The sequence below is a fragment of the Rhizobium sp. BK376 genome (assembly GCF_004341625.1).
In the GTDB taxonomy this organism is placed as follows: Bacteria; Pseudomonadota; Alphaproteobacteria; order Rhizobiales; family Rhizobiaceae; genus Rhizobium.
Map to the genome: position 1 here is coordinate 1 of NZ_SLZG01000020.1, position 26,596 is coordinate 26,596.

24 protein-coding genes and 6 pseudogenes are annotated in these 26,596 nt (G+C 58.2%); 17 read left to right on the plus strand and 13 right to left on the minus strand.

Going from position 1 to position 26,596, the window contains the following annotated elements:
• Nucleotides 1-94: pseudogene (locus tag EV561_RS28910) on the minus strand (ATP-binding protein); the annotation flags it as partial.
• A 583-nt stretch (nucleotides 95-677) separates the two neighbouring features.
• Between EV561_RS28910 and EV561_RS28915 the strand changes: the two are divergent.
• From EV561_RS28915 to EV561_RS28930, 4 genes and pseudogenes are all read left to right on the plus strand, one after another.
• A complete protein-coding gene (locus EV561_RS28915) occupies nucleotides 678-941 on the plus strand; it encodes a hypothetical protein (RefSeq protein ID WP_132526992.1) in 264 nt (87 codons plus the stop codon).
• An 80-nt stretch (nucleotides 942-1,021) separates the two neighbouring features.
• The gene (locus EV561_RS28920; RefSeq protein ID WP_132526994.1) at nucleotides 1,022-1,291 is read left to right on the plus strand and encodes a cyclase; all 270 of its coding nucleotides are present in this window, start codon (nucleotides 1,022-1,024) and stop codon (nucleotides 1,289-1,291) included.
• A 455-nt stretch (nucleotides 1,292-1,746) separates the two neighbouring features.
• Nucleotides 1,747-1,980: pseudogene (locus EV561_RS38030) on the plus strand (hypothetical protein); the annotation flags it as partial.
• Between the two features lie 233 nt (nucleotides 1,981-2,213).
• Nucleotides 2,214-2,909 (plus strand): VIT family protein, encoded by a 696-nt coding sequence (locus tag EV561_RS28930; RefSeq protein ID WP_132526996.1) that lies wholly within the window; start codon nucleotides 2,214-2,216, stop codon nucleotides 2,907-2,909.
• A 238-nt stretch (nucleotides 2,910-3,147) separates the two neighbouring features.
• Here EV561_RS28930 and EV561_RS37650 read toward each other — a convergent pair whose 3' ends face one another.
• Complete coding sequence (locus tag EV561_RS37650; RefSeq protein ID WP_207910610.1) at nucleotides 3,148-3,972, minus strand: O-antigen ligase family protein; 825 nt, start codon at nucleotides 3,970-3,972, stop codon at nucleotides 3,148-3,150.
• A gap of 24 nt (nucleotides 3,973-3,996) precedes the next feature.
• On the opposite strand from EV561_RS37650, the gene EV561_RS37655 reads away from it, so the two are divergent.
• Nucleotides 3,997-4,512 carry a hypothetical protein gene (locus EV561_RS37655; RefSeq protein ID WP_207910611.1) on the plus strand — a complete coding sequence of 172 codons (516 nt, stop codon included), beginning with the start codon at nucleotides 3,997-3,999 and terminating at the stop codon, nucleotides 4,510-4,512.
• Nucleotides 4,513-5,589: 1,077 nt separating this feature from the next.
• Here EV561_RS37655 and EV561_RS28940 read toward each other — a convergent pair.
• Nucleotides 5,590-6,648 (minus strand): annotated as a pseudogene (locus EV561_RS28940) (MBL fold metallo-hydrolase); the annotation flags it as partial.
• 125 nt (nucleotides 6,649-6,773) lie between these two features.
• Here EV561_RS28940 and EV561_RS28945 point away from each other — a divergent pair.
• The gene (locus EV561_RS28945) at nucleotides 6,774-7,610 is read left to right on the plus strand and encodes a universal stress protein (RefSeq protein ID WP_132527002.1); all 837 of its coding nucleotides are present in this window, start codon (nucleotides 6,774-6,776) and stop codon (nucleotides 7,608-7,610) included.
• Nucleotides 7,611-7,716: 106 nt separating this feature from the next.
• Nucleotides 7,717-8,364: a BON domain-containing protein gene (locus EV561_RS28950; protein ID WP_132527004.1), complete on the plus strand. Its 648-nt coding sequence runs from the start codon at nucleotides 7,717-7,719 to the stop codon at nucleotides 8,362-8,364.
• A gap of 494 nt (nucleotides 8,365-8,858) precedes the next feature.
• On the opposite strand, the gene EV561_RS28960 is transcribed toward EV561_RS28950, so the two are convergent.
• Both EV561_RS28960 and EV561_RS28965 read right to left on the minus strand, forming a co-directional pair.
• The gene (locus EV561_RS28960; protein WP_207910612.1) at nucleotides 8,859-9,245 is read right to left on the minus strand and encodes a hypothetical protein; all 387 of its coding nucleotides are present in this window, start codon (nucleotides 9,243-9,245) and stop codon (nucleotides 8,859-8,861) included.
• A 63-nt stretch (nucleotides 9,246-9,308) separates the two neighbouring features.
• On the minus strand, nucleotides 9,309-9,956 hold the full coding sequence (locus EV561_RS28965; protein WP_132527006.1) for a BON domain-containing protein: 648 nt from the start codon (nucleotides 9,954-9,956) through the stop codon (nucleotides 9,309-9,311).
• 1,099 nt (nucleotides 9,957-11,055) lie between these two features.
• On the opposite strand from EV561_RS28965, the gene EV561_RS28970 reads away from it, so the two are divergent.
• Entirely contained in the window at nucleotides 11,056-11,403 is a 348-nt protein-coding gene (locus EV561_RS28970; RefSeq protein WP_132527008.1) for a hypothetical protein, read from the plus strand.
• Between the two features lie 269 nt (nucleotides 11,404-11,672).
• The gene (locus tag EV561_RS28975; protein ID WP_132527010.1) at nucleotides 11,673-11,996 is read left to right on the plus strand and encodes a TraR/DksA C4-type zinc finger protein; all 324 of its coding nucleotides are present in this window, start codon (nucleotides 11,673-11,675) and stop codon (nucleotides 11,994-11,996) included.
• A 102-nt stretch (nucleotides 11,997-12,098) separates the two neighbouring features.
• On the opposite strand, the gene EV561_RS28980 is transcribed toward EV561_RS28975, so the two are convergent.
• The gene (locus EV561_RS28980; RefSeq protein WP_132527012.1) at nucleotides 12,099-12,920 is read right to left on the minus strand and encodes a universal stress protein; all 822 of its coding nucleotides are present in this window, start codon (nucleotides 12,918-12,920) and stop codon (nucleotides 12,099-12,101) included.
• Between the two features lie 448 nt (nucleotides 12,921-13,368).
• Here EV561_RS28980 and EV561_RS28985 point away from each other — a divergent pair, with 448 nt between their 5' ends.
• The 4 genes and pseudogenes from EV561_RS28985 to EV561_RS29000 all read left to right on the plus strand — a co-directional run.
• Nucleotides 13,369-13,923, plus strand: a complete 555-nt coding sequence (locus tag EV561_RS28985) for a CBS domain-containing protein (protein WP_245513030.1) — start codon at nucleotides 13,369-13,371, stop codon at nucleotides 13,921-13,923.
• A gap of 51 nt (nucleotides 13,924-13,974) precedes the next feature.
• The gene (locus EV561_RS28990) at nucleotides 13,975-14,172 is read left to right on the plus strand and encodes a hypothetical protein (RefSeq protein WP_132527014.1); all 198 of its coding nucleotides are present in this window, start codon (nucleotides 13,975-13,977) and stop codon (nucleotides 14,170-14,172) included.
• A gap of 526 nt (nucleotides 14,173-14,698) precedes the next feature.
• Nucleotides 14,699-14,914, plus strand: a complete 216-nt coding sequence (locus EV561_RS38040; RefSeq protein WP_245513032.1) for a hypothetical protein — start codon at nucleotides 14,699-14,701, stop codon at nucleotides 14,912-14,914.
• 505 nt (nucleotides 14,915-15,419) lie between these two features.
• Nucleotides 15,420-16,283, plus strand: a pseudogene (locus tag EV561_RS29000) (bifunctional enoyl-CoA hydratase/phosphate acetyltransferase); the annotation flags it as partial.
• A gap of 147 nt (nucleotides 16,284-16,430) precedes the next feature.
• On the opposite strand, the gene EV561_RS29005 reads toward EV561_RS29000, so the two are convergent.
• From EV561_RS29005 to EV561_RS38590, 3 genes are all read right to left on the minus strand, one after another.
• Complete coding sequence (locus tag EV561_RS29005) at nucleotides 16,431-18,800, minus strand: phosphoketolase family protein (protein ID WP_132527018.1); 2,370 nt, start codon at nucleotides 18,798-18,800, stop codon at nucleotides 16,431-16,433.
• 399 nt (nucleotides 18,801-19,199) lie between these two features.
• On the minus strand, nucleotides 19,200-20,102 hold the full coding sequence (locus tag EV561_RS38585; protein ID WP_348633763.1) for an oleate hydratase: 903 nt from the start codon (nucleotides 20,100-20,102) through the stop codon (nucleotides 19,200-19,202).
• Nucleotides 20,018-20,812: an oleate hydratase gene (locus EV561_RS38590; RefSeq protein ID WP_348633764.1), complete on the minus strand. Its 795-nt coding sequence runs from the start codon at nucleotides 20,810-20,812 to the stop codon at nucleotides 20,018-20,020. The genes EV561_RS38585 and EV561_RS38590 overlap by 85 nt, the downstream gene beginning before the upstream one ends.
• Before the next feature lie 180 nt (nucleotides 20,813-20,992).
• Here EV561_RS38590 and EV561_RS29015 point away from each other — a divergent pair, with 180 nt between their 5' ends.
• From EV561_RS29015 to EV561_RS29025, 4 genes and pseudogenes are all read left to right on the plus strand, one after another.
• Nucleotides 20,993-22,111: a lysylphosphatidylglycerol synthase transmembrane domain-containing protein gene (locus EV561_RS29015; protein ID WP_245513034.1), complete on the plus strand. Its 1,119-nt coding sequence runs from the start codon at nucleotides 20,993-20,995 to the stop codon at nucleotides 22,109-22,111.
• Entirely contained in the window at nucleotides 22,092-23,075 is a 984-nt protein-coding gene (locus EV561_RS29020; RefSeq protein ID WP_132527020.1) for a zinc-dependent alcohol dehydrogenase family protein, read from the plus strand. The genes EV561_RS29015 and EV561_RS29020 overlap by 20 nt, the downstream gene beginning before the upstream one ends.
• A 316-nt stretch (nucleotides 23,076-23,391) precedes the next feature.
• Nucleotides 23,392-23,564 (plus strand): annotated as a pseudogene (locus tag EV561_RS38045) (type II toxin-antitoxin system ParD family antitoxin); the annotation flags it as partial.
• Nucleotides 23,562-23,809: pseudogene (locus tag EV561_RS29025) on the plus strand (type II toxin-antitoxin system RelE/ParE family toxin). The pseudogenes EV561_RS38045 and EV561_RS29025, both read left to right, overlap by 3 nt.
• A gap of 170 nt (nucleotides 23,810-23,979) precedes the next feature.
• On the opposite strand, the gene EV561_RS29030 reads toward EV561_RS29025, so the two are convergent.
• The 4 genes from EV561_RS29030 to EV561_RS37350 all read right to left on the minus strand — a co-directional run bounded on the left by EV561_RS29030 (nucleotide 23,980) and on the right by EV561_RS37350 (nucleotide 26,506).
• Nucleotides 23,980-24,597, minus strand: a complete 618-nt coding sequence (locus EV561_RS29030) for a BA14K family protein (RefSeq protein ID WP_132527022.1) — start codon at nucleotides 24,595-24,597, stop codon at nucleotides 23,980-23,982.
• Between the two features lie 225 nt (nucleotides 24,598-24,822).
• A complete protein-coding gene (locus EV561_RS37345; protein WP_245513047.1) occupies nucleotides 24,823-25,296 on the minus strand; it encodes a hypothetical protein in 474 nt (157 codons plus the stop codon).
• Between the two features lie 742 nt (nucleotides 25,297-26,038).
• A complete protein-coding gene (locus EV561_RS29040; protein ID WP_132527024.1) occupies nucleotides 26,039-26,242 on the minus strand; it encodes a cold-shock protein in 204 nt (67 codons plus the stop codon).
• Between the two features lie 90 nt (nucleotides 26,243-26,332).
• The gene (locus tag EV561_RS37350) at nucleotides 26,333-26,506 is read right to left on the minus strand and encodes a hypothetical protein (RefSeq protein WP_165927949.1); all 174 of its coding nucleotides are present in this window, start codon (nucleotides 26,504-26,506) and stop codon (nucleotides 26,333-26,335) included.
• Between the last annotated feature and the right edge of the window lie 90 nt (nucleotides 26,507-26,596).

Here is a 26,596-nt window from a genome sequence, read left to right on the forward strand (position 1 = left end):
TCAAGGTGGCGCCGCGCTCGTAACGCTGGGAGATCAGCTCGAACAGCAGTTCGGCGCCGGTCTTTGATAGTGGCACAAATCCCAGCTCGTCGATGGGATTGGGTAGCTTTACACTCACTGCGCCGTCTCCTTGTTTTACAACAGCACAGTGCAACTACGCACGAACCCGCCTGCGCTCTGCCTCGGAAAGAGGCAAGGACTTAATCCCATTAATCGCACAATCTGTAATAAAACGCAGTGAGTTTCAACTAGAAGTTTTTTCCCGCATAAATTTTCAACAGCCAGAGCGATGACGGGCAGCTCAAAGACGCTTGAATGAAGGTTGACTAGGGACCCCCGCCCTCAACGAAAATGGCCGTTGAAGGCTTTGCACGAACGTATGCAACCCTATCATAGCCGTGACGCTTCCCAGGCCACCCTGGGCGCAGCAAGAAACACCAGCCATATCGCGACTGCTTCAGTCCACTTCCGTCGCCAAGTTTACAGCAAAAGAAATATGCCCTGATGGTCCGGATTGAACGCAGATAGGTAGTTTGTACCTTTACTGTCGGTCGGTCACCTTTATCGACGGGTAGGTGCACGAAGCGCCCCGCCCATCCGGGTAATTTTATTGGGGCCAAGCGGGGCGTAATGTTCTGTTCGCCCTTCATTTCGGGGGGCCACAAGAGGAGGAAGTGATGCCTACCATATTGGCCTACCATGATGTCAAAGACGTCAATCACTGGCTCGCTTCACCGCGCCGCAAAGAGATTTTCGAACCCATTGGCTGTACAAATATTCGCACGTTTGTCGATCCGCAAGCGTCGAAAAGAGTTGGCTTGGTCATGGAGGTTGCCGACATGGGCCGCTTGGCTGAGTTTATGAAGACCAAGGAAGCTGCGGATGCGATGGAGTATGACGGAGTGCTGCCGGAGACCCTAGTGATCCTTGCTCAATCTTAACGGGAAACTACAGAATTCCGCTTCGTGAACGCTACTTCGAACGTCAGAATGGCGATATGAATAGCTACTGGGAGGATGACATGACGACATTATTCGTGAGGCACGCTGTCTCGGACTACAGGACTTGGCGGAAAGTCTACGACACGTTTTCTGCGATCCAGAAGGCGAACGGCGTAACAGCGGAGGCAGTGTATCAAGCCATCGACAACCCCAATGACGTTACCGTGACCCATGAATTCGCGACTCTAGAGGCTGCTCAGGCCTTCACAAAGTTGGAAGAGTTAGGAGAGGCGATGCGGAATGGAGGAGTGGTTGGGACGCCGACAGTCTGGTTCACGAGCAAAGTATAGCGTCCGGAAGTGATGGGTAACCTGCCCTCCGAGATCCGTTCTGGCGCTACGAAACGCACCGGATCTGCCGGGGGATCCGACTTCTGAAAAGTGGTTCGGGCATCATTTTCGTTATCCGCAATGGCCTGATGAAACGGATGTGCCGCGTGCCCCAGTTTGTCGAAGACAATCTTCTACTGCTTGGAACGTCATCGCGGACGAGCGCAGAGGTCGGCAGGCGAAAACCGGGCGATTCCGTCAAGCGCGGATAGGGGCGGAACAACGAGAAGAGAGCTTTGACCATCGACCCACAGACTTTTGATTCCGCGCAGAACTGAGTCGGCTCAGTTCTGCGCGGAAATCAACAAACTCATATTCGTGCCTTATGGCCGCCACGATGGATATGGCTCTGCGGTCGGTCACTCACGCGCGGCAGGCGACAAATTGACATGCGTCAAAGATCGAAGCTTCAAGCATCATCATCGTTAGACCACGTAGTCGATTGGTGGCTCGCTGTGAAGTTCATCGGCGGCGGCGTGTTCGGGATGCTGCTCGCCACACGAGTCAGCGGATGTAAGAACATCCTCAATCGCCTCTTTGGGGCACCCGTCTTTGTGGTCGTCGATTACATCCTTTATCGGAATTCTAGAACCTTGATGACTGTCCAAGCGTGCCCGCGTGACTGCTTGGGGCGGCAGGGTCCACGATGAAGATCCATAGCAGCCAAGCAAGGCGATCTGTTCTCTTTGATGAAAGAATTGCCCGAAAGTCTTATGGCTGAGCTCATCTTTCGCCTTCGGCTCCGGCTGAACCCCAACTTGGCGGGGATCGAAAAGCCGGATGGGCGAACACCCCGTCGAGGAAGGCGTCCTACCTTGGGCTGTTCCTCTGTGTTAAGCGTAGCCGAGTTTTTTTGCAGCCCGCAGCGATGGGAGGTAAATGGATGAGCAGATTGCATTCAGAACGACATCTCGTTGCTCGCATTGGCTGGCTGCGGGCTGCCGTCCTTGGCGCAAATGACGGTATCGTCTCGACGGCCAGTCTCATCATGGGCGTTGCATCGGCGTCGGCGGGGACTTCGCAGGTGCTTATCGCGGGGGTCGCAGGCTTGGTCGCGGGCGCCATGTCGATGGCAGCGGGTGAATTTGTCTCGGTCAGCTCACAGGCCGACACGGAGAAAGCTGATCTCGCGCGCGAGCGTGGGGAGCTTCTGACCCAGCCCGAGGCGGAGCTCGAGGAATTGACAGATATTTATGTCGGCCGAGGTCTCACTCACGACCTGGCGAGAAAGGTCGCGGAACAACTGACGGCCAAAAACGCGCTGGAGGCCCATTCTCGGGATGAGCTCGGAATTGCCGAGCATATGGCGGCCCGTCCGATCGAAGCGGCTTTGACCTCGGCGGTGACCTTCGCGGTCGGGGCGGCATTGCCGCTTCTGGTCGTCATCCTTTCGTCCCCGCAGACAGCGGTCTACGCTGTCGCCATCGCATCGTTGATCTCCCTGGCCCTTCTCGGCGCCATTGGCGCCAAAGCGGGGGGTGCCAGTATTTTGAAAGCCAGCGCGCGTGTGACTTTCTGGGGTGTGTTTGCCATGGCGCTAACAGCAGGGATCGGCGCTCTCCTGGGCATAGCGGTCTAGCCGGAGTCTGCCAGGCGCAACCGTGATTTGTCGCCAAACACCGAGCGCTCGGCAATCGCCTCGGCGAGCTTCGACCTTAGGTTTGCGAACTCATTTGGCGATTTAACGTGAATAGCCGCCGATCCGCCCCACGATAGCCGGAAGGGGAAGTGTTCGGTGGCCCCTCAGGTCGACCACTCGACGTTGAAGAATGCCGGAGGTCGAGGTGGAGAGATCGCCGATCGATCGTCCATCTGCGTCATCCAGTCTTCTTGCTCCCATTAACGGAAAGGACCTTCGCTTCGCAGGCCAAGGCGAACGCCGAACTGAGAAGGGCGAGACTCTCGCCTATCGCCAATCGGTTGTTGGAATTGCTAAGGATCGTAAAGCCGAAAAACAGCAGGATTAGCCAATATGCGTTGAATGCTGTAGCGGGAATGATGCGAAAGCATGCCGCGCGATAGACCGATATGCAGGATGAGACAAGCATGGCAGCGAAGGCTACAAAGCCGACGACACCGTAGCGGACGAGGATCTCGAGATAGCCATTGTGCATGATCGTGTAATTGACCTGATAATGCGTCCGCGGCCACAGCGTCAGCCATTCGCTGCCCCAGCCGAACAGCGGCGCCATCGAGAACAGTTGCCAGGCGTTTGACCAGAGCTGCAAGCGTTCATCCATCGAGATGGGGGTCGCGCCGTCTTTGATCGTTTGCGCGACAGCCGAACTGACGCCGTCATGCCCGCCAAAACTTTCCAGCATCGCCATGGTCGAGGAGAATGTCGGGCCCGCCGTTCGATCAATATTGTCTCGAACGCCGTAGATCCCGATAGCGAGGAGCCCGACAATGACGGCGAGCGCAAGTAACCCTTTTTGGAATTTGAGCAGGCGCATGATGACCAGGATGACGAAGGGGAAAGTGAGGCCGAGTGAAAGCCAGACCCCCTTGGATTTCGCCCCATAGACCGCAACAAGACAGACAGCGACGATCAGGGGACAAATGATCGACGCAGAAGCCGCCATCCACGGTGAACTGCGTTCGCCGGTTCGATAATGAAGCATCCAGAGGATGGAACCGATCATCAGGATCCCGCAGCAGACGGCGCCATGGATCTGATTATGCTGAATAAGTGGCCGGATCGTCTCGCCATTAAAAATCGCCCCGAACCGGGTTGTGAACAAGAGAACGGCAAGGGCCAGGATGAAGTGAATGGTGATCAGTCGCTCCATCTGCGACCAGCATTGCAAGAATATCAATGCCAGGGGCGGAAAGGCGAGGGGCATGAGGAACAAAAGGTCATGGTCCCCGAGCGGATGATCGGAAAGAAGGACGAATTGCGCCAGGAATCGCATGAGGGCATAGCCGCCCCAGGCGAGGCAGATCCACCCGGTGCGGCTGATGGCCGGCTTTCTCTCGGTCTTCCAGTATCGAAAGAGCGCAAGACAGACCAACAGACCGCCGGCATAGCGATAAGCGTAACTTTCAATCAAGGACGCCGACATCATCAGGAGCCAAAGGCAGCTTGCGAGGAACGGCACAACAACACCTTTGAGCTCGGGCGGCGCGACCATGTCCATCGGTTCAACCGGTCGTCCCGCGTAGCCTTCTTTGCCTGGATTTGAATACATCGTGCCTCCGCAGTTCTCATCGCCCGCTGAATGGGCACTATCCCGGTCCCTAGCACTGCTTGATGAACCGGGCGTGAGCTTCAACGGCGCCGGATCTTTCGATGTTGAAGTCTTTGTTGATCGGGTACGATCGCGAGCGGAGACCGTCGTTGAATGGATAATGGGACGTCGATGTCTGGCCAATGGCATCAAGCTGATCCCTCGCCGAGCGCTCAGAACAAGGCCGAACCGGCACGATTGAAAGACGTCACGCTCTCGCCAAACTCCTGTAAGGCGCCCGTAAGCGTGACGCTGCAAGCTTGAGCCTCAATGATTAGGGACCGCCGCCGGGCTCGCTGAGCATCAGCATTGGGTTGGCAAGGGAGGATCATATGTCCGCTCAAGGGTATCAACGAGGCCTCGTCGACAAAAGGGGCGGTGAAGGAACACGTGGCAATCGCTTGGAACAGACCATGTTAAAACTGATCGCCCGCACAGCTGGTCCATTCATAATCGTCCTCATCGGTGTCGGCCTAACGTTCCTCATCATTAGCCTGCCAATGTCCGGCTAAGAGGAAGAGCATGCGGCCCCGTGCCCAACCGGACGAAGTACACGTCACGGATCGCCTTCGACATCCGTGACTTATAAGAACGGGTCCTTCGAGAAGGGCAAGCATTGGATTTGCGAGCACCCTTCGAAACGTTTCGGAAAAGCGCCCCTCGTCTGTCCGTAGCCGAAAAAGACAAGATCGAGGCAACCTAGCTTTCGTCCTGAACCGCCCTGCCGAGGACGGTCGAGAGCGCCGAAAGATCGAAATCAAGGCGGGGTGGGCCCCAAGGGAGGCGCGCTTGGGGTAACCCTCTGGCAGTCTACCGTTGTCGGCAGGCCAACGCTTTATCCGAATCTCTGAGGGCCGCATGTTCGTCGATGGGGTTGATCGGTGACACGTCTCCGATATCCAGGACGTTGCACAACCTGTTTCCCGCGTGCGCGGTTCTGGACCCCTGCCTCGGCCCGCGCTACGCGGTTTTTTCCGCAGTAGGAAGGCAGGCACGCCATATTCCGAGACGAGCGAACCCGTTGAAACGGAACCAATTTCGGTGCCGGATTCGTCCGGCCTCGCACATGCCGCTTGCCGCAATGACGATATGAAAGCCGCGCATCAGGTCCAGCGCCTTCGACTGCTCCGCCGTCTCCGTGAAACGCACGGTCTTCGACTTCAAGGCTTTGACCAACAGTTTGCCGTTGGCAAGGGTTGCTGCATGGCGCTGGAAAACCTCGGTCGCCCTTGACGCAAGCGGTGAATCTATGATGATCGGACACGCGGGCAGACTGCCCTCGTCGATCAGGACGTTGAGATCGGCAAGCAGTTCCTGAGTTCGTTCGACGGCAAATGACGGGATTAACAGCGCGCCGTTCCGCCGATGCGCCTTTCTGACGATATCGCACAACAATGCTCGCCTCGCTGCGTCCGACACCGCCGATCGCTCCCGGTCCCCGTAGGTGCTTTCGCAGATCACATATTCGAATCCCCGTGGTGCGACGGCTGCGGTTTCGAGCAGTTTGTGTCTTGGTCCGATATCGCCTGAGAACAATAGCCGGATCGGTGCTTCGGCCCCGGTTATTTCGATCTCGATCGAGGCAGAGCCGAGGAGATGGCCGGCATCCCAGAACCGGAAGCGAAGGCCTCCGGCAAGCTCCTGCCACGTCTCATAATCGACAGCACGGAACTGCGTCATCGCCACGCGTGCGTCTTCAGCCGTGTAGATCGGTTCTAGCTGCGCACGCTGGCGCCGGCGATTGCGCCGGTTCAGTTGCTCGACCTCGGACTCCTGTATGTGTGCGGAGTCCTGAAGCATGATCCCGCACAGGTCTATCGTTGCCTGAGTGGCGTAGATGGGTGCCTGCAGGCCGGCCTTCACCAGCTTGGGAATGAGGCCGGAGTGGTCGATATGAGCATGTGTCAGTATGACGTTGTCTATCGCCTGCGGGACGAAGGCAAATGGCCGGTAATTCAGTTCCTTTTCGGTCTTCGATCCCTGGAACATGCCGCAGTCAATCATCGTCCGCGTGCCCTCGTGTTCCAGCACGAAACAGGATCCCGTCACCGATCCGGCCGCGCCATGAAAATGAATCGTCGGCTCCGCCATCGGATTCTCCTTTGCAGTCTCGACGCTACCTCAAATGCCGCATCGCACATTGATGAGGATCAAGGAAAGCCGGCGGGGACCGTTTAAGCTTTGGGGATCCTATTCAGAAAAGAGGGGAACCGGGCATGTCAATCAGAACAGTCTTGTGCGTGCTGGACGTCAATCAATTCGAAGAGGACCTGAAAGGGGCGATTTCCTTCTGTGAAAGTCGTGGAGCCCACCTCGTGGCATTGCTCATTTCGATGGACGCAGCGCCGCCGCCGATGGGACGCTATGAGGATGTCTCGGCGCTCTGCGCGCAATTGCAGGAGGAGGCCGCGGATCGTCTTTACAAGAAGTCGGAGGAAATAAAGGCTGTGCTCGCGCGAAGCCAAACATCCTACGAGGTCCAGGAGGTGTATACGGAATTCGCCTGGGCGGACGAAGACATCGCTGAACTGGCGCTTTATGCCGACCTCGTTCTTGTCGGCGCGCAGGCGGCTGCGGATGAAGGACTTCGCCGGAAAATCATCGACGGCGCTCTATTTCAGTCGCCAACACCGATCCTGATCAATCCCAAAAGACATGTTGTGGAACTGTCGCCCCGTTCCATCCTGCTCGCCTGGGACTCCAGCGACGAGGCTGCACGGGCTGCACGTCAGTCGATGGAGTTTCTGAAACAGGCGGAGTCCGTTCATGTGACGCTGGTCGACCCGCTGGCATCGCGAGCGGCCAATGGCGAAGAACCTGGCGCCGATATCGCAACATTCCTGGCAAGGCATGGCGTCAAGACCGACGTCGACCGCGTCGCCAGCGGCGGCAAGCGGGTCGAGGAGGTACTTCGCCAGCACGCCATCGACGTATCCGCCGATATGGTCGTCATGGGCGCCTACAATCATTCCCGTCTGCAGCAACGACTGTTTGGCGGCGTCACGCGATCGATGGTGGAAGACACGACGCTCCCGCTTTTTCTCGCGCATTGAGTGGGCTTCAACGCGGACTTTGACCACGCTCAATGCCGCTGACAGCCAAAGGCACAAAATCCATTCGAGGCGAATGCCTCGAGCAAATTTTTCGCAGGAGGAAGACATGAATGATCTTCAAATTCGCCAGGACGTCCTCGACGAGCTGGAATTCGACCCGAGGATCGACGCTGCCAATATCGGGGTGTCGGTCGATGACGGCATCGTCACTTTGTCCGGGCATGTGAAAAATTACGCCGACAAATTGGCCGCCGAAACGGCGGCCCAACGCGTCAAGGGCGTTCGAGCCATCGCAGAGGAAATCGAGGTTCGCCTTCCCGCGCAGAAGAAACGTGCCGACGACGAGATAGCGGCGCGCGCGCTCGACATTATCGCATGGGATACGGCGCTTCCCGAAGGCGCGATCGAAGTCAAGGTTCAGAAAGGGTGGGTCACGCTCTCCGGCGAAGTTCGGTGGCATTTCCAGCGGATGGCAGCTCAGAACGCTGTCCAGAAGCTGAGTGGCGTATCTGGCGTCATCAACCTTCTGACGATCCGGCCGCAGCCGACCGCAGCCGACGTCAAGGGCAAGATAGAGCAGGCGCTTCGCCGTCGCGCAGAAAGCGAGCTCGACGGGATAGAAATCGACGTCGCCGACAAGACGGTTGTGCTCAAGGGAGGCGTGCGAACCTGGAGCGAAAAAGCACTTGCGGAACAGGCCGCATGGTCTGTGCCGGGCGTTTCCGTCGTCGACAGTCATCTTCAAATCATCTGAGACGAAGTGGGGGAGGGGAAGATTCCTCCCTCGTCGACATCGGGCGGGATTGCGCCGGACACAGGACCGGAGCGCCCGGTCCGATTGCTGTTCCGCGAGCTTCACCACCTCGACCAGCTGCCGTGAGGCGGTGACGGATGTCACCTATCGACGGATGGGAAAGAGTACGTTCGAAGACGAACTTTCCGCCGCTCGGCATCTGCGCGCCGACGTCCCATCGCGGCTTTGCGACGAGGTGGCCGTCGCTCCGGACCAGATAGTGTTGCTGTCCTGCAAGTTGCCGAAGAGCGCCTCTGTCGCTTCCTTCTGAAGCAGCGCAACGGGGTTCGTCTGACGGCGCAGCCCCTAGTCTCTCCTTCATCTGCCGATGACGCGCGCGGATATCCCGATTACCTCATTGCCTCGGATTGACGGTGGAGACCGTTTCAAGGACCTTTACCAAGCTCACGTCGATAGGCGCAATCGCGCCGGGCGGGCGGCACGATATTCGGATCTCATCCGCCTCTCGGCAATAGATTCGCCGGCGCCACATGGAAACGTTCGGGCGAAAAAGATACGGTAACCGTGTGCGTTCGCCTCAGTACAATCTTGCCATGAGGGCCGATATATTCCGTTCGAAAGCCCATCGCATGAGCCTGCTTGAGAAAGCGATCGGCGCTCAGCATGTCGACGACGAAGCTGTCGTTGAGACATTGACAAAGCGGGCCGCAGAATTCTCGCTTGATCCATTGGCGGGCGCGTTCCGACATAGCGGTAATGCGCCAACTGTCGTTGCTGGACCGGTCAAGTTGAAAATCACCGGCGGATTCTGCGGGAGAGGGCGGCGGATACCCTGCGCCGGCCAGAAGCGCTTCACTGTTTCGAGACGTGTCTGAGGTCATGGTGACATCTCCTGTCGAAAGCGAGAAGGCGGTGCCGTCCCCGCCTTGTTCCAAGGCTGACTGTCAGCCGATTGAGAGCTGGTCGTCCAGAGCCGTCACGCCCTTGGCCGACCATGCGGCGCGCTCGGCGGCCTGGCGTTCGGACCAGGTCCTGACTTTGCCCCTCAGGGTGACCTTCCCACCGGAGACGTCTACCCCGATAGCCTGGGCTTCCAGTTCCGCGTCGCGCTCCAAAGCCTTCTCTATACGCGCTTTTACATCGCCGGTGGTGGCGCGCGGCATCACATCGATCAGATTGGAAACGCCGATCACGCCATCAAGGTGACGCATGGCGTCGGACGCAGCCGACTTCTGAAACTGCCAGGCGACCTTCCCACTGAGCGTGATCCAGCCTTTGATGACCCGGACTTGCACGGCGCCGCTTGGAATGGAGACGTTCCAGTCGATCATGTTGGCAGCGCGTCGCGCTATGTCATCATCATCTGTGGGCTTCGCACCATAAATACGGACGTCTATCCCCTGAACGATCCCGCGCACGCCCTTAATGCGCTTGACGATGCGTTCGGCGTTCTCTTTTTCGGCATAGGTTTGAACGCGCCCCGTGAGCGTGACGATGCCATTATCCGAAGTGACACCGATATCCGCGGCATCCAGGCTCGGTTCATATTCGAGGGCGTCGAGAATGTTCTGCCTCAAAGCGATGTCGTCCATGATCTTCTCCTTCAATCTCTGTCGACCGTTCCAGAATAAGGCGGCAGAAGAGGATGTCGTTGACGAGGATCAATGGCTCGTCGCATGATCGGTGCCCATCAGGGTCGCGTGTGCAAAACCGTATGCATCGCCAGTCTGGCATCTTTGATTGCGCGGTCAGAGTTTGGAGCTTTGGTGTGCAGGCTATTTGGAAGAAGCCGCTGACTTCGACTTTTTTTCGCAGATGACACCAACGGCTCGCCGTGAGCACCCTGCAGCCGTTTGCTACGGGACATGGCCGCAACCTGACCCCAAGAACAATCATTAGCGCGAATCGCGGAGGCAAGGACATGGCGCGAGGGTGGATGAGAGGCCCGCACGGTCCCCAGGATACGGGCCTCTCCTGGCCGGGCAGGCCAGAGACAAGCACGGGCGCTTGTCATTTTGAGGCTCACATCTTAAAGGCCGGGCGACATTGACTTAAGTCAACCCTTGTTCACGCTCTCGACGCAGGCAGTTGGCCGTTTCCTAGCGGCTCTCCCTCAAGAACGACGAGGCAAGCAAGCACGACGGTCGCCGCCGATATCTATTTTCCAAAGCTTCCGCCGTGAGCCAGCTCGGTATCGAGCGACGGCCGGTCAGAAATTTGGACCGCCGAGGGACTTGCGATCGAGGGTCCCCCGGGACGAATATGCGGTAAAGCGGACGATATAAAGTCCGGGGCGCTGATTGCCGGGAGCCGGGATGAGGACGTCGGCACCGTTTGATCCAAGCCTTCGCGTGCGGATGACAACCAGCCCGTTCAGCCCGAAAACGTCCACAGTCGTGCGACCGAGCTTCACCGGCCCAGTGAAGCTCAAAAGGCCACCGGTTTGAGATCGGGGGGAGATCTCTTCTCAGCCGGCATTGAGCACCGCCATATCTGCCAGCAGGTTCTCAGCTCGAACAACAGTTACAGGAAGGATCGCCTTTGCGACTACTCGAAGCCTCCTCAGACCGTGCCGGCAATGCTTGTGCCGGTTTTGTCGTAATCGGACCGGCACAAACTTGATCCGCATCAAGGCAAGCCCATCAATCTTCGGTTTTCATCATCGTTGTCCAAGATGCAATGGAGGATTCGATGGCTGGCTTTTCGATTTTGGAACAGGTGCGTGGCGAGCTTTGCGCCGCCGAGGGTATTTTCGTCGAAGCGCCAGAGCCGGACGGGCCAGGATGGAGCGAACCTTCCGAGACTGCCGACCCATCCAAAAGAGCCGACTTCGAGCTATACACCGACGACGCGGGGATCTGGCACCTCAAACCTCTGACGCCGCAAGGCAGATTATGGGCAAGAGGAAATTCGATCCTCGATCTTGAAGGCGAAAGGCCCTTCTCGCTGACGGACGTGAACAGTTTCTTAAACCGCGTACGCGACCACGGCTTGCGCACTCGGTATCTCGGGCCGGATGGGAAATCCATCATAGAATGAACAGCCTTTCGGATCGAGCGCACCTCGGGCTGGTAAGGGGCGCCCCGGGTCGCTGAACATTATGGTGCGCAGACCATTGGCGTTTTCGCGACCCGCCCGAAGAGTTGGCTCTGTCCGACCGACGGGAAAACGATATGCTATCCATAGAAGTATTCAGGGCTTCGAAGTTTGAGCAGGATCAAAGCGTCCGGCTCAGCCTAATGAAACGCTCATTCTCCCGCGGCAGAGCAGCAGCCCAATCCCGAACCAACCAAAAAAGGAAAGCGACAATGGACACCAAGGCAACGCGAGCGACGTTGAGCGGCATGAGAGCAGATCTTGACCGGCGTCTTGCCGCGATCGACGCCGATCTGCGTGTCTTGCTCGAGCCTGACAGCCAGGAGCGCGCCACACAGGTTGAGAATGATGAAGTTCTTCGTCGCATGCAGGCCGAAGCGGCCGAGCAGATTGCCGCAATCGACGCAGCACTGGAAAGATTGGATAACGGCGCCTACGGGAGGTGCGCGAAGTGCCATGAAGAGATTGGCAAGGATCGTCTTGCTGCCGTTCCTTATACTGCATTCTGCATCAGCTGCGCCCGGTCGCTCGCTTGACTTATCGGTTTTCCGGACGTCGCTAGGATAAGAATTCCTGCCCTGTTGCGCCGAACAACCCTGCCACTCAGGCCCCGAAGGCGTCTGCGTCAATCAATCAGGCTAGTGGGCAAGAAGGACCGGCAGCTCGCACTTGGCGAGCAGTTCGCGGGTGACACCTCCGAGGATGAATTCACGAAAGCGGGAATGGCCGAAGCCACCGGCGACCAGGATGTCCGCGTTCCGTTCAAGCGCTGCCGATTGGATGGCAGCGGCGGGCGTGTCTGCGCGGGCATGGATACGCACGTCTTCCACCGTCAATCCTGAATGTTCCAGGCCGGCAATCAAAAGCGCGCGGTTACCTTCGTCAATCGGCTTATCGTCGGTAACGGAGACCACCTGCACCTTGATTGCTCGATCGATGAACAGGCGTGCGCTCGAGATCGCACGCGCCGCAGCAGCGCTTCCGTCCCAGGCGATTGCAACGGTATCTACGCGACCGCAAACATTGGAAACCGGATATAGCACAAGTGGTCGTCCGCTCCCAAACAGAAGTGCTTCGGAAAGATTGCGGGTGATTTCCGACGCCTCCACGATCGACAGATCGTGAACTCTGGAAATTTCGGAAAGCATGTCGTGCACGCTCGCGTCCTGCGCCTCGAAACTATGGATCCGAACCTCCATGCCGGTCTGCGAGGCCGCAGAGCTTATATGCTCTTTCAGCGACGATCCGCTGCGCAGGCTATATCCTTCCCCCTCCGCCCGCCATTTGTCGAAGTCGATCGCAGTCGGAAAAGGCTGGTGGATCGGCGGTACCCGCACCTTCGGTATGCTTGCTACAAGGTCGGCACCGTGCTGACGGGCAAGATCAATCGCGTTGTCGACGATGGTGAAGGAGCTGGGGTCGGGATAGGTCGACAAGGGAAGATGGAATTGGGGCTTCATGCTGGCCTCCCGAGATAAAACTGCGCTATCTTGCCTCTTGAGGAGACCCACGCATTGCGCTCGATCAATCTGTCTCCTGCCGATGATCTTGCCAATGCCAAGCAGAGGGAATCGACGCGACGACGGGGAGGGAATTGAGCTGAAACCAGCCCAACCGCAAAAAGCGAGTGCCCTGAAACGTCAAGGGGTTGCCGGCCAAGAAAGCATCCCGATTTCGAACAAGCTTTAAGTCCAAGAATTCTGCGGCGCTCTTGATTCATATCAACGCAGGCATTTTGCATCGAGCGTCTGATCGGCTCACCATCAATGGAGGCGAGCCGATGCTGGCGAGAGATATCATGACAATGCCTGTGAGACGATCGACGAGGGGCACAACGTCAGGGAAGCAATCGAGATCGTCAATGCGAGCAAGATCGGCGCCGTTCCCGTCGTCGATCATGAAGGAAGGGTGACCGGCATTGTCAGTGAAGGCGACCTGCTGCGCCGTGTCGCATCTTCGTGGTCGAGGCGTGCGGTGCCACATAGTCGCGACCGGGACGACGCGCTGGCGAACTACGTCAAGGCGCGAAGCTGGCGTATCAAGGACGTCATGACGACCCCCGTTGTCAGCGCCACGCCGACCGCCACGGCAAGCCAGCTTGCTGAGCTCCTGCAGGCGCACGGGATCAAGCATGTGCCGGTCTTAGATGGCGGAAGGCTCGTGGGGATGATCAGCCGCCGTGATTTGATGCGCGCCCTTCTCGAAATTCCCGCCGATTGCACCGCCGCCGGCGACGAGGCTCTGAAGACCGCCGTGCGCAGCCGTCTGGAAGCGGAGCTGGAAATCTCGCCCGCCAGCGTGGCGACAACTGTTTCGAAAGGTATCGTCACCTTGCGTGGTGAGGCCGGATCGGAACTCGAACGCGAAGCCGCAAGAGTGGCGGCAGAAAGCGTTCGAGGGGTCGGTGGGGTCGTGAACATGATTAGGATCGCAGGTCCGGTAGGGAGCCGCGTCAGCCTCTAGCACGACAATCCACTCTCGCAGGACCCGGCAATTTTGATGGCGGAGCGACTCATGAATATTCGCGACGACTTCGGCAGCCCCAAGATTTTGACCGCGATGATTGTGAAGATCTTCGATGCGATCATATCGAGACTTGTACTGGTCATCCTGATCATCATGATCGGGACTGTTGTGGGCGTGCTCCTGTTCAAGTCACCCGGTGGAGGCGCGGGAGGCGGTCGCGTCGAGCGCTCGCTCCAGGCACCATGAGAACGCGAAACGGGAGCGTAAGGAGCTTCTGTGCTACACTGACGGCATCGCAGATGCTCGGAGCAGATGCTCGGGCAGGTAAGATGAAGGAGGCACAGTCTTGCTCCGATGATGCCACCCAGGTGGTACCGGCGGCGTTCAATCCCCGGGTCGCGAGCGCCACTTCGCTCAATATAGCGAGATAAGCGAAGATAACGTCTAATTCGTTGACGAGCCGGGCCCGAGACCGACCGATTGTCCGCGGATTTTCCTTCCAGGTGGGTGGCTGGTGCGAACCAAAGCAGCTTCCAATGACTTGCGCCAAATGTCTCGCGCCATCGCCGTTTCGTCGCGTCGTCGCAGTCGGCGCGTCGGTTCGGCCAAGGCGATGGATGCTTTTCAAACCGGACACACGTACTCTGCTTACCGAGCAAAGGCCGGTCGGGGCTCGGGTGTCGGGGCTCAGGTGTCGGGGCTCAGGTCGAAGACCGGATCCCCCTGCTGGGGTTTCCCGCTCGGTCTCTTCGGCTGCCGTATACAGCAAGTCATGCATTTTCTTGCGAAGGTCCGTCTCGCTGACCGCCTGATCGGCCGCGGCAAAGTCCGCTACGATCTTTTCAACGAGGCGTGTATCACCATGTTCAAGACCGATCTTCTCGACCTCGTTTACGTAGGCTTCGACATCCGTGCGACCGATTTTCGTGGCGACCGTCCCGCCGGCTCGCGATCTCGACGAGCCTTCACCAGGAAAGACCGTTCATGACGCAGGATATCGGCGCCTTCCTACGCTCGTCTTCTCTCCTCTAGCATTCTCATGTCGATCTTCTCCGACCAACGACGAAACTCCCGGCACGATTAGCCCCCGGGGCCCATTGTCGCATCATCAAATATCAAGCAATCCTTGCTGCTCCTAGGCGGGCCTTGCATTGGCATTGATCAAAGGCGCACCCGAGGCTGAGCCCCTCTCGTCCGTCCATCCGCCCTGGAATTCACCCCCCCCCGGCGAAGGCCTTGCCAATTTCCAAGGGATTGATGCCGGTCAATGAATCAGCCCTCCTGATATGAGCATCATTGACTACCCGTCTCCGCGATGGTGCGGTGACAGAGATCCGGAGGGGTGGATGCGCGCGCCAGCAGGTAGCCAGGATTTGCCGCCACTCACGAGCGAATCGTTGCGGGCTGCCGATCCTTGCGAAGCTCGTCCGATCGCACCCGGTCGGTTCAATCCGTTCATGGTCCGCGCAAGGTGTACGCCCCCGTTGCCGACGGCGGTCGTGCATCCCTGCAGCCCCCAGGCAATTCTGGCTGCGGTGGAGGCTCGCGACGAACATCTGCTCGCGCCGCTGCTTGTCGGGCCTGAAAGGAAGATCCGCGCAGCAGCGGCGGAGGCGGGTGTATCCCTGGAAGGGATGCTGATCGAACCGACCGAGCATAGTCATGCGGCGGCCGCTCGCGCAGTCGAACTGGCAGCGCATGGAAAGACCCGGGCCTTGATGAAAGGGAGTTTGCACAGCAGCGAGTTCCTCGGTGCCATCGTCGCGAAATCTTCGGGGATTACGACTGATCGCCGCATCAGCCACGTCTATGTCGCGGACGTCCCGTCCTACGACAAGTTGCTGGTCATCACCGACGCGGCGATCAACATCGCTCCAACGCTGATCGAAAAACGAGACATCTGCCAAAACGCCATCGACTTCATGCACCGCGTTGGAGTTGCCGAGCCGCTCGTCGCCGTCCTTGCGGCCGTAGAAACGGTAGAGCCGTCGATGCCTGCGACAATAGAGGCTGCAGCGCTGATGGTTATGGCGTTGCGCGGGCAGATCACGGGCGCCAGGGTGGATGGTCCTCTCGCGTTCGACAGCGCCATCGATCCGGATGCCGCTCGGATAAAGGAAATCGTATCTCCCGTCGTTGGCCGGGCGGATATCCTCGTCGCCCCGAACCTTGAAGCCGGCAACATGCTGGCAAAGCAATTGATTTACTTTGCAGGAGCCGACGCCGCCGGTCTCGTGCTCGGAGCCCGCGTTCCGATCATCCTTACAAGCCGAGCCGATTCTTTGAGGGTTCGACTGGCTTCCGCGGCCCTTGCCAAACTTATCGGCGTCGAGACCACCGGATCGGTGGCCGACTAAGAGCCGCCTTTGCGCCGCTCGTTTCAAAGGGTGAACGGCATCAACCGCTTAACAGTCCGATCGACCGGCGATTTGTCACGTCGAACGAGGAACTGTCGGGCCGGCGACTTGCGGCCGCCACCGTCACGGATAACGAACCGTCCGTTTTTAGTCCGACCAGACCCACTCCTTGATTTCCGGCAAATCGTCGAACCGGTCGCAAATGTAGGCATGATGCCGTTCAAGAAGAGAAGTGCACCGAGCGGCAAGTCCTGCATTGCTCAACAGCATGTTCGGCACGTAGCGCAGGACATCCAGGCACAGATGCAGTCGGCTGATCTTGTTTAGGACAACCATGTCGAAGGGCGTCGTGGTCGTGCCCTCCTCGAGATAACCGCGAACGTGAAAGCGATCATGTGCCTGCCGTCCATGCAGCAGATCATGGATCACGCCAGGATATCCGTGAAAAGCAAAGACAACAGGCGCGGTGGCCGTGAATACTTCCGTAAAATCGGTGTCGCTCATGCCATGCGAATGACGGTCTGCCGGGCAGAGCCGCATCAGGTCGACGACGTTGACGACCCGCACTTTGATATTCGGCGCGTACTGGCGCAGCATCCAGGCAGCCGCGATCGTTTCCTGGGTCGGGATGTCACCGGCGCAGGCCAGAACGACGTCAGGTTCGTCCGGCTCATTACTGTACATGTCCCAGACGCCTGCGCCTTTCGCGCAGTGGGCCTTGGCCTCGTCCATCGTCAGCCATTGCAGTTGCGGCTGCTTGTCGATGACAATCAGGTTAAGATAATTGCGACTTTGGAAACAATGGTCTGCAATGGACAAAAGGCAATTCGCATCCGGCGGAAGGTACACCCGCGCGACCGTCGGCTTGCGGTGAATGATCGTGTCGATGAAGCCGGGACCCTGGTGACTGAAACCGTTGTGATCGTTTCGCCAGCAGGTCGAGGTGAGGAGGTAGTTGAGTGACGGGATGTCGGCTCGCCATGGCACGCGTTTGGCATGCTCGATCCATTTTCCATGCTGCATCGACATGGAATCGACGATCATGGCGAAAGCCTCGTAGCTTGCAAAAAGCCCGTGACGGCCCGTCAGCGTATAGCCTTCCAGCCAGCCGTGGCAGCAGTGTTCACTCAACACTTCCATCACACGCCCGTCATGCGATACGTGATCGTCGCCGGGCAGAATTTCGCTGACAAGACAACGGTCGGAAACCTCAAAAACGGCGCCGAGGCGGTTCGAATTGGTTTCATCCGGGCAGAACAATCGGAAATTGTGCGGATTGGCCCTGTATATGTCTCTGAGATATTCGCCGAGAACCGCGGTCGATCCCAGCCTCTCTTTCGCGCGATATGTGGACTTGAAGGCATAATTGTTGAAGTCAGGCAGGTTGAGCGGCACGGTCAGCCTGCCGCCGTTTGCATGGGGATTGGAGCCCATCCGACGTTCGCCGGCCGGTGCAAGTTCGGCGTATTCTTGACGGAACGTTCCGTTTTCGTCGAAAAGTTCGTCAGGCCGGTAGCTGCGCATCCAGTCCTCGAGGATCTGCAAATGCTGAGGTTTTGTCAGAACTTCCGACACAGGAACTTGATGCGCGCGGAACGTGCCCTCGATCGGAAGCCCGTCGACGACCTTTGGGCCGGTCCAGCCTTTGGGGGTTCGCAGCACGATGAGCGGCCAACGGGGTCTTGCGCCGATTGCACCGTTGCGGGCCGATGCCTGGATCTCGCGGATTTTGACGATGCAGGCCTCAAGCGTGCCAGCAAAGTCCTGATGGACGGCCTGCGGGATATTGCCCTCGACGAAATGGGGTTCATAACCCTGTCCTTCGAAAAAACTCGCCAGGTCCTTGTCGTTGTGGCGGGCCCAGACGGTCGGCCCGGCGATCTTATAACCATTCAGATGAAGGATCGGCAGAACGGCGCCGTCGCGGGCCGGATTGATGAAGTCAACGCTTTTCCAGCTTCCCGCAAGGGGGCCCGTTTCGGATTCGCCGTCACCAACCACGGCGGTGACGATCAGATCGGGATTGTCCATCACCGCGCCGAAGGCATGCACCAGCACGTAGCCGAGCTCGCCACCTTCGTGGATGGAACCGGGGGTTGGAACGCTTACATGGCTCGGAACCCCGCCAGGCGTCGAAAACTGCCGGAAGAGCCGGAGCATGCCGGCTTGGTCCCTGGTCACGTCAGGATAGAATTCGCTATAGCTGCCTTCCAGATAGACATTGGCGATCATTGCCGGTCCACCGTGACCGGGGCCTGCCATGTAGATGGCATTGAGATCGAGTTTCTTGATCAACCGGTTCATATGGACATAGATGAGGTTCAGGCCTGGCGACGTCCCCCAATGTCCAAGTAGCCTGGGTTTGATGTGCTCGACCGTAAGCTTTTCGCGAAGCAGAGGATTGGCGGCAAGATAGATCTGGCCGACATTGAGGTAGTTTGCGGCTCGCCACCACGCGTCTATCTTGTGGAGTTCGTCCTTTGTCAGCACCGCGTTCGGCTTCTCAAGAGCGTTCATGATCGTTCCTCGGGTTCAATGGCGACATCGATTATGTGGCCCGTCTATGTAAGCCCGTCGCCTCTCGCGAGGAGGGTAGAGCGGGTTCTGCTCGCCTGCTTTGATCTTGATCATAGGATCGGAGAAACAGGCAGCGATCGGTGGACAGTGCTGCTGAAGAGGGTTTTGCGGGGGCCGCAGGGGTCCCTTCATCCCCTCGGCGTCTTGGCCGACGGCATCTGTTGAAGTCCATTCACGACTTGCACTCCGGATTGCCCACAGGCTTATCGCAAGCACGTGCGCGGCGTCGTCAGGGTTTCCGCCGCCCTGGACAAGGAAGCAGCCGGGGTAGGCAAAGATGGGCGCAACAATATCGGGCTACGGCCTCAGTGCCCAAGATCGTGCAAGGCCCTGAAAGCTCTAAACAGCGTGCTTGGTTGGAGCTGACCCTTGAACACGGGGGGGCGGCTCGCTCCGAAGACGGAGAAGTCGGGCGACCGCCGCCTGCGCGGATCGAACGGAATATTCCACAGTGAAGACGACATCATCCGGCAGCTCGACGAATTGACCGAGAAGCCCGAGGTTCTGCCATCCGTCCGGCACGACATCCGGCCGGTCGCCTTTCTCTCGGCAGAGAAACTGGCTTGTGATGAACGGCATCATGCCGGGAATGACGGTAATTTTGCCAAGCCGCTTATCGTCGAGATGTCCGGCTCCTAGGTGGCCCAGCAATTCCTGCAGGATCTCGTCGCCGCCGCACTGCTCCATCGGCTTGGATACGAAGTCGCCGGTGCGTTCGACCGAAAGACCGTAGCCCCAAAAGACATCAACGTCTTTTGGCTGATCGATGAAATGAGGTTGGTGAGGCAGGACGATCGACATCAACCAAGCCGAGTCTGCAAATGTCACGAGTCCGCCTTCGCCTGGGACGTTTCCGGTGAGATCCCGGATGAGTTCGAAGAAGTCAGGGCGATGGCATGTACCGGTGAACGAAACCCATTTGGAACGGGAGACTTGACCGCAAAAGGCGGATGGGCGCCCGAGTTCGGGACGACCTTCAGCCAACGATTCCCATAGCTTCCAGGCGCCGCCATCGTATTTGTCGAGAAGAAGAGCGGGATGTTCGGGGGTTCCGACAGCCGATGCTTCCGTCATCGACCCCAACGTGACGAAGACAAGATCTGCGGGATCGACGATCTGCTCAACGATAGCACCGTTTTGCTCATATACGATTCGCTCTACCGACTGCGACGGACCGGGCCGGACATCGATCTCTTGACGGTCGCATCGAGAACGCAGCGGACGCCATGCTCGTCCAGCCATGCCTTGAGGGGTCGCACGAGTGAATCCTGCTGATTGAAGACGGTCCGCATGATGCCCTTGAGCTCGTTGAAACCGTCGATCATGTGGACGAAGCGCAGCAGATAGCGCTTGAACTCGACAGCGGAATGCCACGGCTGGAAAGCAAACGTCGTACACCACATGAGCCAGAAGTTCGTCTCGAAAAACGAGGCCTCGAAATGATCCTGAATGCAGGTTGCTGCCAGCAACGTTTCCGGTTCGATGGCGAGACGCTCAAGCGCCAGGATGTGCCGCTCCGCAAGGCCGAACGGAGGCCGATCGATCGCCTGGCCATTACGAACCAGGCGAGCCTTTGATGCCGTCCTGACGACCTCGTTCCACTGAAGGATCTCCTGGCTGACTGTCTGCGATCCGTCGAGCGTTGGTATGGAGGAGAACAGGTCGAAGGTGCATCGATAGTGCTCCTCAAACATCCGGCCGCCGCGCAAAATATATCCTTTGTCGGCTGAGCCGGAGGCATCAAGGCTTCCTCCTAATCGGTCGAGCTCCTCGAAGATCGTGATATTGTGGCCATGAAGGTGACCGTCGCGGATAAGAAAGGCGGCGGCGGCAAGGGAGGCGATACCACCACCGACGAGATAGGCTTTCATGGTGCTGCGATCGGGGGATCGCGGAAACAGCTTCGTGGTGTCACGCTCCCGCCGGGCTATTTCATCTTCCTGATCGATCATCAGCTTCCTCCTATATCGGATCATCAAGCACGGGTTTGGTCAGCGGACATTGACCAGCGTCAATGTCGCTAGAGAAGAGAGGTGGAAGAAACTGCTCCATACGGATCGTTTTCGCGTCACTGTTGGACGAGGCCGATCGCAATCACGTTGCAAATGCTGCAGAGACGGAATGATATTGCCATGCGCGACGTCCTTCGACCTGAAACCGCAGACCATCTGACGCCATTGGGGGCACGCAAGCCACACGATATACACGCACCCACAGCGGAAGGCCGGCCAAAGGTCGGCATGGTTGCGCTGTTCTGGCGCTGGGGCCTTGCGATCGTCGCACTGGCGGGGCTTTGCATATTCATTTTGAATTTCGCCGACTTGCGTTTCTTTGCCGACATCCTTGCCACCGCGGATCCCGCATGGCTCGCGGTGGCCTTCGCCGTCCAGGCGGCGACCTATTTCTGCACCGCGGCTCTATGGAGGCAGGTGTTGGCTGGCGCTGGCATCGTCATTCCGATACGGGATCTCTTTGGACTGGCCCTGGTGGAGCTGTTTGCCAACCAGGCGGTGCCCTCTGGCGGCATGAGCGGGAACCTCATCGTCGTAAGGGGGCTCAATCGCCGAGGCGTCCCAGCCTCGATCGGAGCGACCGCTTTAATTGCCGCGACCCTTTCCTACTACGTCGCCTACCTGTTCGTGGCATTGTCCGCTTTCATGCTGTTGTGGCACATGAACCGTTTCAGCAATGCTTGGGCGGCGCTTTTGATCGCCTTCGTGACTGTCGTCTTGACGTCGGCGGGCGTCGTGCTCGCCGTTGCGGTCTCACGTGGGAGATTTATCCCGTCTTTCGCAAGGGATTATCGTCCCGTCGCAAGAATAGTGGATCTGCTGCTGAAGGTGCATGTGGACATGTTGCAGAGCAACCGCCTCGTCGTCGAGACGATCGCTCTGCAATCGGCTATATTTTTGATCGACAGCGCAACGCTCTGGTGCGCGGCGCGTTCGATCCATCTTATGATAAGCCCTGAGGCCGCATTCATCAGCTTTGTGTTTGCATCGGTCGCCGCAACCGTGTCTCCTATACCGCTCGGGCTCGGGTCCTTCGAGGGCACCTGTGTCGCGATGCTGGTCTTTTTCGGTGGACGCCTCGAAGCAAGCTTGGCGGCCACCCTCATTTTGCGTGGATTCACCTTCTGGCTTCCTATGGCGCCAGGACTGTGGATGATCCGACGGGAGGCCGGTTATTTGCCAAGGTATACCTCTCTGCCGATCAGCAAGGAGCAAGACGATGAGAGCAATGATTCTTGAAACGATCGGTGCACCGTTGAGATTGACCGAGAGGCCGGATCCGATCCCCTCGCTGGGCGAGATCAGGCTGAGAGTCGAAGCGTGCGCGGTCTGTCGAACCGACCTGCATGTCGTCGACGGAGATCTGCCGGATCCGAAACTGCCGATTGTCCCGGGTCACGAGATCGTCGGGATCGTCGACGCCGTCGGGGAGGGGGTCGATCCGGATCGACTTGGGCGCCGCGTGGGCGTGCCCTGGCTGGGCCATACCTGTGGCGTCTGTCTCTTTTGTCGAACCGGCGCGGAGAACCTCTGCGACCGTCCGCTGTTTACAGGGTACAGCCGAGACGGAGGCTTTTCGTCCGTTGTGGTGGCGGATGCCGCATTCGGTTTCGACCTTGATCCCGACGCGGATCCCGTTTCTCTCGCACCGTTGTTATGCGCAGGTTTGATCGGCTGGCGATGCCTCAAAAAGGCCGGCGACGGAAAAAAGATCGGGCTATACGGGTTTGGCGCGGCAGCACATATCGTTGCGCAGATCAGCATCTGGCAGCGAAGGGACGTCTATGCGTTCACAAGCCCTGACGATAGTAACGCACAGGCATTCGCTCGCGACCTTGGCGCGAAATGGGCGGGAAGTTCCGACGAGCCACCGCCGGTCGAGCTTGATGCAGCGATCATCTTTGCGCCAGTCGGGAAACTGGTGCCTGCGGCTCTTAAGGCCGTGCGCAAGGGAGGCAGGGTCGTCTGCGGCGGCATCCACATGAGCGACATACCCTCCATGCCCTATGCGGTGCTTTGGGGAGAACGGCAACTGATGTCGGTCGCCAACCTTACCCGTGCCGACGGCGATGAGTTTTTTCCCATTGCAAGGGCGGCTGGCGTGCGCACGCATACGACGGCATATCGCCTTGACGAGGCCAACGAGGCGCTTTCCGATCTTCGCTACGGCCGCATCAACGGTGCCGCCGTGCTGGTGCCATGAACCCGCGCGCCGTGATACATGCCAGGCTAAGCTTTCTTGGAACTGTCGATGAACTTAGTAAGCGCCGACGGGGTAGCATCGGACATCGGGAAGTGCAGAGCGCGCAATCTCGGCGAGTGCATGGCCAGGTCCGAGATCGAGAACGCGTGTGGCACCAAATTCGGCCTTAAGCGCGGTGGCCCAGTCGACAGAAGTCAAAACCTGCGCTGCAAGCCTAGCTGCCGCGGTTGTCGCAGCGACGACACGTTCTCCGCCTTTGACAAACTTTGCCAAAGTCAGCTACCGTGGACGCAACAGGAAGACTCGAACGGCTACGATGAACGTATCTTCAGCGGATCGAACGAAGACTGTGTCGAGCAGCGAGCGAGAACCGGGCGATATTCCAATTCGAGTGGCTATGTGCGTGACCTGATCAGGAAGGACCAGGAGCGCAACGATAAGATGGCAACCATGCAACGCTTCCTCGATGACGGGCTCAAGAGTGGTATCGCTGAACAAGGGGTCCACGTGTTCGGATCTGCCCACGCCAGCGTTCTTATGGTGACCTATTTTCGGTGTTTGATCTCATTGCCGCAAATCCGCGCATGGCGCGTGAGTGAGAAATGGTATCGCCGCCAGTTCGCATCCGCCCTTTCAAAGCCCACCTTATTGTTTACCAGATGGAAGAAAGTGGAGACGTCCCGGTGATCCGAGTACGCCATGGAGATGAGGACTGGGCTGGCGATCCCGTTTAAGTCCCGCCGATCCAGCAGTGGAGCCCAGGCGCATTTCGCTCATTTGTGGCCCCGGCGGCGTTCATTCACTCGGCGCGCCGTTTCGATCACGAACTCTCCATAATGCCTGGCGCTGGCCCAAAATCACCTGCACGGTCGACCCACACCGGCATGTACGAGAGGTTTTTTGATCAGTACCGGCTATCCTCCAGCGAGGCAATGATCGTGGAAGGCGGTGCGCATCGCTGCCGCGGCCCATCATAAGGCTGATATGTATTGTCGTCAGCACGGTACGACTGGTAGCGCGAAGCGCACCAAGCTTCGGCGGCGCGATTGATCGTACTTCCATCTTGCGCCGGCGGCTCGGCTTGATCTGCCTTCACTTCTGTCGCCGGTTGCTGAGCAAGATAAGGCGACACGCAAGTTCGTTTTTCTCCGCTGAACGCGCGATAGGTGTTGTTGGCGGGCTCATAGGAACGATAGCGCTCGGTGCACCAGTTCATGTGTGAACTTGATAGTGCCGCGCTGACCAAAGGGACTTTCGTGGAAGCCAACGCGGGCTGTTCGATGGGGCTCGTGCCCTTGGCGGCGTCCGTAACATAGCTCGAGTAAACCGCCGGAAGCCGCTTATAATTTTGTTTGGCGCGATCGACACGAATTGGTTTGGTCGTCCAAAGATCGGATGTGGAAAGCCCGTCAAACCTGTGAGCTTCGGGGTCCGCCAGGCAGATGGATGCGATTGATAGGAGGGCGATGCCGGCGCTTATTGAACCGGCAATAGCAAGGGCAAGTTTGGCGAATGCGTTCATTTCCTCGTCCTGCCAATGATTTTGAATGTCTGCATCCCGGTGCAGTTCCTCTGACCGCTGCCAAAGAACGATCGAACCTCAAACGCGTTCCGTGGCAGGGACACCGCCGGACTTCAGTCGCATGGGGCTGATCCGACCTTGGTCCGAGTTCGCCAAGGGAAAACAGATGTTACGATTTGGGGCCATCAACCAACGTCGGGAGTACGAGGTTTGAATCGTAGTGAGTTAGGACGAAAGCTCCTCGCCATGCGGCTGCCTCAGATCCGAAACAGGATCATGATCGCTCATCATCCATGGCAACTTGAACTTTTCGAGGCCTACAAGCTTGCTGTCGAAACCCGAGAGATTATGAGGCTGAATCCTTCCGAAGCGGATCTGTTTGAGGAGTATTCGAGAATGTGTCTGGAGATCGAGCGCGATGTAGTCCGCTCTATGCGTGTCGATACCTTCAAGGCCTGAGTTCGAAAGATATATGGAGCTTTCGCGTCTCGTATCGGGATTGGTTCCGAGGTAGAGGATGGACTTCGCGAAAGAGCGCAGCGTCATGTCGCCGAGAATTGCCTGCTGGGTTGTCTCCGAGATTGCCAGGATAGTCACCAGGTCGAACGGCGTCATCTGGCCTAGCGTGCGCCGCCCCGACAATCGAATGATCACCAAAAGCGCAAAATAGATGGCTTGTCCACCTATGACGGCGTCCAGGGAACTGTCCTCCTCAGGGAGAGACGAATGTCGATTGTGACCGCAACTCCTCGCCGATCCCGATCGTCGCGCGAAGCGGAATAGATGTTCCGCAAAGACGGTGCGCGACGGCGCAAAAAAGGCCGCCGCCATAGACTCAATCATCAGTCTTCGTCATCAGTCCGGCGTTCTTCCAAGCTCTCGCAGAAAGCCCATGCAGCCACGCCAGCCAAAGCCATGAGCCCGTAGATCATCCACCGCACATCCAGTTGAAAGCGAAGGAAAAGAAAGATCGCGAAAGCAGCCAAGATCGCACATGCGGTTGCCGACATTGAACACCACCTACCGTCCGAAAATGTCCGATCGTTGTAACGTCAACCACATGGTGCGATCGTTTTTCCCATAGGATGTAGGAAGCCAAGCGCTTTCGGTGTGGGTGCGTTGGCGCTTGGCTCCACTCACCCTGGGGGTGAGCTATTGATCGAATGCCCGGCGACTCGATTGGTTCCGAAAAATGCCGCGCAAAGCGGGGCAGATGATGCAGACAATCACAGAAGTAGGATCTGCCAATAAACGAGCCGCGTCGAGGTTCCGGATGCAGGATGGATTTCGTAGGGTGGCCCGCGGCCTTTCATGAAAGCCGCCCACGCATCGCGCCGGCTCTTCCGCTTCCCCATCACCAGCAATCCCCGGTCGTCATCCGCCTGCATCGGTGACGGCTGCTTTAGTAACATTCCCCTTTCAAACTCTGTGCACTGGAAGTTCAGATCGCTCTGACGTTCTCGGCTTTCGACTTGCCAGTCTTGCGATCCTGACCGAGATCGTAAGACACCTTCTGACCATCGCGGAGAAGCGTCGACCCCTGGATGGCCGTCGCATGGACAAACACGTCCTGACCTCCTGCATCAGGCGTTATGAAACCGAAACCTTTGTCCTGATTGAAAAATTTGACTGTTCCGTTCGCCACTGCCGCCTCCAATGCCTGCCGTTGATCGGCAGCAATTCATAGCAACCGAGCTGCGATAGCGCAACTCGGTCCGGTGCACGACAGGCTGGCTCATTTCGTTGAACCTTGTCGACCGCCATCAATCGGGGTCACCGGTTCCTTGTCGCTGACGCTTGGCCTTGTCGCTTCCTGTGCGCTGGACTCCTGGATTGGCTGGTCGATCTGAAGGCGCTCTTCCGAAGTGTCAGGCTTCTCGCCTTTGCGATCGTGTTCCTGATCATCCATGTCTGTCTCCTCTCCATCACTCAGGTCCTTTATCCGAAGCGAGGGTAGGGTTTCCCAGGATAGCTGGTTGAGATTTCCGTGGCTGGAGAT